This window comes from Archaeoglobus sp., assembly GCF_017656475.1.
Lineage (GTDB): Archaea > Halobacteriota > Archaeoglobi > Archaeoglobales > Archaeoglobaceae > Archaeoglobus.
Genome location: NZ_JACDNT010000069.1, coordinates 1 through 5,662 on the forward strand (window position 1 = coordinate 1; position 5,662 = coordinate 5,662).

8 protein-coding genes are annotated in these 5,662 nt (G+C 42.2%); 1 reads left to right on the plus strand and 7 read right to left on the minus strand.

The window, feature by feature from the left end; genetic code table 11:
• The 6 genes from H0Z19_RS11550 to H0Z19_RS11575 form a co-directional block, all read right to left on the minus strand.
• On the minus strand, positions 1 to 202 hold a 202-nt coding region (locus tag H0Z19_RS11550; RefSeq protein WP_290726758.1), incomplete at its 3' end, for a tetratricopeptide repeat protein.
• A gap of 482 nt (positions 203 to 684) precedes the next feature.
• On the minus strand, positions 685 to 1,125 hold the full coding sequence (locus H0Z19_RS11555; protein ID WP_290726760.1) for a hypothetical protein: 441 nt from the start codon (positions 1,123 to 1,125) through the stop codon (positions 685 to 687).
• A gap of 473 nt (positions 1,126 to 1,598) precedes the next feature.
• Positions 1,599 to 2,708 carry a hypothetical protein gene (locus H0Z19_RS11560; protein WP_290726762.1) on the minus strand — a complete coding sequence of 370 codons (1,110 nt, stop codon included), beginning with the start codon at positions 2,706 to 2,708 and terminating at the stop codon, positions 1,599 to 1,601.
• Between the two features lie 24 nt (positions 2,709 to 2,732).
• Complete coding sequence (locus H0Z19_RS11565; RefSeq protein ID WP_290726765.1) at positions 2,733 to 3,065, minus strand: hypothetical protein; 333 nt, start codon at positions 3,063 to 3,065, stop codon at positions 2,733 to 2,735.
• A gap of 419 nt (positions 3,066 to 3,484) precedes the next feature.
• Positions 3,485 to 4,006 carry a MerR family transcriptional regulator gene (locus H0Z19_RS11570; protein ID WP_290726767.1) on the minus strand — a complete coding sequence of 174 codons (522 nt, stop codon included), beginning with the start codon at positions 4,004 to 4,006 and terminating at the stop codon, positions 3,485 to 3,487.
• A 3-nt stretch (positions 4,007 to 4,009) separates the two neighbouring features.
• The gene (locus H0Z19_RS11575; RefSeq protein WP_290726768.1) at positions 4,010 to 4,183 is read right to left on the minus strand and encodes a helix-turn-helix domain-containing protein; all 174 of its coding nucleotides are present in this window, start codon (positions 4,181 to 4,183) and stop codon (positions 4,010 to 4,012) included.
• 261 nt (positions 4,184 to 4,444) lie between these two features.
• On the opposite strand from H0Z19_RS11575, the gene H0Z19_RS11580 reads away from it, so the two are divergent.
• A complete protein-coding gene (locus H0Z19_RS11580; RefSeq protein WP_290726770.1) occupies positions 4,445 to 5,011 on the plus strand; it encodes a site-specific integrase in 567 nt (188 codons plus the stop codon).
• 270 nt (positions 5,012 to 5,281) lie between these two features.
• On the opposite strand, the gene H0Z19_RS11585 is transcribed toward H0Z19_RS11580, so the two are convergent.
• Positions 5,282 to 5,662 (minus strand): tetratricopeptide repeat protein (locus tag H0Z19_RS11585; protein ID WP_290726773.1); only part of this gene is annotated, 381 nt, incomplete at its 5' end.

Here is a 5,662-nt window from a genome sequence, read left to right on the forward strand (position 1 = left end):
GGTAGGCAATAGCATTATTTGGATCTATCTTAATAACCTGCTTAAACTCATCTACTGCTTTTTGGTATTGACCAAGCTCAAAGTATTTAAAGCCTTTATCTATCAATTTCTGAACCTCTGTTGCGCCGGCAGGATGTAATATACCTAAGGAAACAATAGACACCACAAAAACAATGAGCACTACCCAAACATACCTACGCATTTTGAATGCCCCCTTTGCCCTTATTATTACTTACTCCTAACGACCTCGCAAGGCATTTAAATCATTAAAAAAGTGCCTAAAAAAGAGGTTATTTATAGGCCTGTAAAGGGGTGTTTTTTTGAAAAGAGGTATAAGGGGCTACCTTTTGTAAACTTAAGCCTTCTAGGGCCTTCTATTGTGCTCTCACGGGTAATAGATAGGTTCTTCTGAGGGTGTAGCTGTAGGGGTCGGGAAAAGCCACGGGGTGCCCTTAGCTACAGGGGGTGCTAGGCCTCGTTTCCGTTTCCTGTTCCAGGTGCTAGGGGAGCGCATTCTCTTTTTTATAGCGTCAAGGAATTCTTTTTTACAGCGTGGTAAAACTCCCTTACTGGGGCCAGGCGGGAGCGCAGAAAACATAACCCCCCCTCGTGGGATTTTGCGAAGTTTCACGTGAAGGTCGGCGTGCGGTCTCATAGTTTAAAGGGCTAGGGATTTGTTACCCCCTACAGAGACCTAAGAAAATCCTCAAAATCCCCCATAGAAGAAATCATTAAAGGTGCAATTATTTTGTACAGAAGTAGCAACGTAGTCATTAGAATTAGGCCAAGTATGGCTCCTTTTTTTATTCCAATGGATCCAAACTCTGGGTGTTTGAGTTTGAAGCCCAAAAAAACGGTAAATGTACTAAAAGATAAAAGTATCCAAAGTACCATTGCCTTATCAACAATTCTTGGCCTTATTCCTTGAAAAACAGCACCAAGAACAAAAGGAATGATTGCTGCTATGATCGAAAGAATGAAACAGGCTTTGAAAACTATTTCATACGGGGGTTCGAATTCACACAACGATTTTGTGGCAAATTGCAACACAAAGGCTCCTATAAACGATAAAAAAGCAAGCAACATCACATGCAACATTAAATAAACCAGGTCTTCCAAGGCCACCACCCCTTTCTTTTTGTTCAATTATCACCTACTCCTAGCAACCTCACAAGACAGTTAAAGTATTAAACTAGCTCTTAATTAAGTGAAACTTAACACAAAGTGATGTCATCTCTTTCACAAGAAGGGGTAAAAAGCATATTTATATCAGCTAAAGCTTTAGGCTAAGCAATCATGTGTGGATCTAGAATAAAGCTCGTTTTAGGGGGGTAGTATCCCCCAAAGGGAACGGTAGCCATGTCTCAAAACACACTCACACGGTATAACAAAATTTTTGTGATTACTACCACTTAGCTCAATGATTAATGCTTACATAAACCGTAGCTCAACAGGATAAATGCAACACTTAAAGCAACTCAAGGGAGCGCGCGCCGGCCATTAAGGGCACCCCTTAGCCACTCTAACAAGAAGCAAAGCGCACGACCAAGGGGCCGCGCGCTAAAAGGGTGGTATCGATCAACAACAAAGTGCTTAACTTAAAGCAAACCTTGTTCATAGGCTAAATTTCTTTTGATGTCTCGATTGTTAAAAAGAACGATGCTCTTATCGTTAGCCTTTGAATAATTTTTTTGCATAAAGCGATCTATCAAGCTTTTAATGTCTTCAGAGTCTAGCTCTAGAATAACCGTCCCTTCTTCGTCGTATACGTAGGGCAGTTCTAAAATATGCTCCTTCCAGGTGTCTTTATTTAAGATCTTTGATGTTGTTTCTACGAAAGGCTTTGCAATATAAACAAGCTCTGCAATCTTCTTAGCTTCCTCGTTATTCAGATCCTCCCCTAATAGGCTCGTAAGGTTTTTGTAGTTTTGGCCTTTTGTGCTTAAGTGAGCTTTTAGCTTGCCGGTTTTTTGCAAAGTTGGGCCCTTCTGTCTTAAGTCTTCCGTCTCAGTTTCAGTATCAGTTTCAGTATCAGTTTCAGTATCAGTAATATCGATAGGGGTATGCATAGGGGTATCGATAGGGGTATCGATAGGGGTATGCATAGGGGTATCTTGATCTAGCTCATTCAAGATTATGTTTTTGACGGTTTTGTTTATTTTTGGAACAAGCTCTAAATCTCGGCATCGTTCAAGCAATAAGCACATGATTTGAATATATCGGGTTGCAGTTGGCTGGTAAGCTTTTTTGGTTTTCTTGCTAACTACAGGGGTGTGTGCTTGATCGTCTCTCCAGGCTTCAAGCAAAAGCTCGGCAAAAGTTTCGGCCATAGCTTTGAAAGCAAAGGTGTCTGGTAGGTCTGCTATCTTTGAGCAAACGCCCGCAGCGTGCTTAGTACTGCTAACCTTGTTGTGCCTCCAGTATTCCAGCACAAAGACAACTTCGTTTTCCTCGTCATGCACTATTAGCCCTTTTTCCTGTAACTCTAAAAAGGCTTTGTGTACCTCGTCCTCAGTTAAGTGTGTGGCTTTTGCTATTGACTGTATAGCAAAGGGCAAGTGGATCGCCCCCAATGAATTCCGGTAGCGACCCACTAGCAACTCCGTTAGCACATACATGCTTATAGGTGTGACCTTTAGTTTTTTCTGTAGTTCTTGCCAGCGCCTGGTGTTTATCACTCCAAAATGGCCTTTTGAATTGTCATACATTGCTAACGCCTTCTTTCGTAGGTGTTATAGTGCGCTAACTTTTCTTTTAAGCTCCTCCAGCTTGGCCTTTTTGTTGTACTCAAGCCACTTCAAATGCGCCTTGATCAGCTCTTCTGCGTTGTCTATGATCCCCGCTCGCTCTAAAGCTATTGCGTAAGTTCTAGGCCGTGCTATTAGCCCTTGCTCTGTCTGTGAAACTGTCAAAAAGCAAATATTAAGCGCCTGGGCCATGTCTCTGATCGTCAAACCTAGATTTTTCCTAATTGCCGTAAAGGGATTTTGAACTTTTGACGTTGCCATCTGTTGATCTTCTCCTTTCGTGTCTGTTCTAATCTCCTGGCCCTCTGCCCTGCCCAATAAAAAAACCGGCAAAGGGTTATCCCTCAGCCGGTTATCCTGCACCTAACATCTGCATAAGCTTGTTTATTGCATAGGGTGTAATTGCGTATTGCTATGTACTGCTACGGATTGCTATGCATGGTTATGTATTGCAATATAACACCAGATGCAATATTATTAATAACAGCAGATTTCCTTTTGCCGGATAACCGGCTTGGCTTTCAGCGCTCAGAGTCGCCAGCTCTGAGCATTTTTTTTATGCTGAAAGCCATAGACTATTCACTTACAAAACCGCTTTAATTATCCTTGATCAACTAGCCTATAGCCTCACCTCCACACTATTTATGCTTACTATGCTTTATGCTACTACTACATTTAGAGCAATTCAAGATGTAAGCAGAAAATGGGCAGAAAATGGGCAGAATGGAGAGTACAAGCTAAAATAAAAGCTTCTTCCACCAGGGTGGATCCTTCTCTTTCTTCAGATCCTCGATCTCTGCCCTTAGTTTGGCTATCTCCTGCTCCTGTTCCTTGGCCTTCTCAAGGGTTTCGGCGATCTTTTGCAGGGCCTCCCTTATGGCCTTCTGCTCTTGTGCCATGTTGGCGATAAGTGCTAACGGTGCAATGGCATTGCTAACGTCCTCATTCTCGTTGCGTTGCACTGTTACACTGCACTGTGACACTTCTTCCTCATTGCTCACGGATATAGGAAAATGCTGGCTTAAGCGTTGTTGCACTTCGTTAGCACTTGCCCCTGTTTTGTAAGCATTGCTAATGAACGTTAGCACTTCCACGGCCTGCTTTGTATACTTTTTATTGCGTCCAGTGCTAACAGTGCTAATGGAAGTGCCAACAGGTGCAATGAATTCTCCATGCTTGGATCTGTAATATCTACCTGTGCTGTAAGGTATTCCTGCCATCTGGCATATTTCCTTGAAGGTATATAGCTCCTCGGCCATGGCCTACGCCTTAATCCTCGACCTTTTCAGTAGCTTGGTTATCTCTGTTTTTTCAATGCGCCATCTACCCCCGACCTTGTAAGCCTCTATTTTGCCGGTCTTGATCATCTTTCTGATCGTCTGATCTGTCACTTTAAGCTGTTTCGCAGCCTCTTGGGGTGTTATAAGCTCCACCATTCGGCCTTCCCCCCTTTTCCCCTAGTTGTTATTTTATTGCCTTTTTACACTTTTAGCAATAACTAGCTATAGAAACCTATACAAAACAAACCGGCAAATGTAACACTTTGTGATTTTGTTACATTCAATTAAAGGGCGCAAACCTAGTCGTAGACTACATTTAAGACACTTCTACGGTATATCTTTATTTTTCTTCTTGCTTACAAATGTAACATAAGCTATAATTTTAGTATAATATGTTACATTAAGGGGTGGGGGAGAATGGAGTACGTACAGCCTATAAGGGACACACGCAAGATCCAGGCCATAAAAAAGTATCTCAGGGCAAAGAGCTTAAGGGATTATGCATTGTTCGTGTTAGGGATCAACTCCGGCCTTAGAATTTCAGACCTGTTGCGCCTCAAGGTTTCCGATGTGCTCGATGAACAAGGCAAGATCAAGGATCGAATAAGCCTTAGGGAGAAAAAGACCGGCAAGTTTAAGGATTTCCCGATATGCGAAACCGCTAAAAAGGCCCTCAAAGAGTACTTGGAGAACAGCCACCTTGGCTCTGGTATGTATTTATTCCCATCACGGAAAGGCAACGGCCCTATTTCACGCATTCAAGCCTATAGGATCATCAACGAAGCATGCCGTATGGCCGGCATAAAAGAACCTGTCGGCACTCATACCATGCGCAAGACCTTTGGCTATCATGCCTACAAAAAAGGCTTAGACCTGGCCGTCATTCAAAAACTGCTCAATCACTCAAGCCCTTCAATCACATTGGCCTATATCGGGATCACTCAAGAAGATCAAGACAATGTCTATATGAGCCTAAATCTATGATTTAAAGACCTTGTTTTTATATACAAAAACGGTCGGTTTTGTACAGGCAAAGGGGTTTGGTCATAGGATCTTACCCAAAGGGGAAGGATAGGGGGTTGTCTCTTTTACGCAAAATAAAGGCCCTAGAAACGTTGTTTTCCTTTTAGGGGGTCCGATAACCCTATTATTTCAAACTTGAGCCTTCTAGGGCCTTCTATTCGTGGCTTTGGGAAAGCAACGGGTTAAGGGGTTGTTTCCCCTTATTATGATAAGGTTTCCAGAATTCTATTGTTATGGATAAATGCGCCCAAATAGCGCATTTGCAAGCACTTCGTCTATGTTTTTAAGGATGTTATATTCCTCCAAAGCAGAGCTTTTATCTCCCATGAACAAGTATGTCATCCCTAGTCCAAAATGAGCATTAGCATTATGAGGTTCTAGTTTTATAGTTTGCTTAAACTCTTCTATTGCTTTTTGATATTGGCCAAGCGTAAGGTACGTTATTGCTAGCCCATTGTGGCTAATAGGATTATAAGGCTCTAGCTTTATAGCTTGCTCATAAGCCTCCATTGCATTTTGATTTTGACCAAGTTTAAGGTACGCTTCCCCTAACCATTGGTAGGCAATAGCATTATTTGGATCTATCTTAATAACCTGCTTAAACTCATCTAC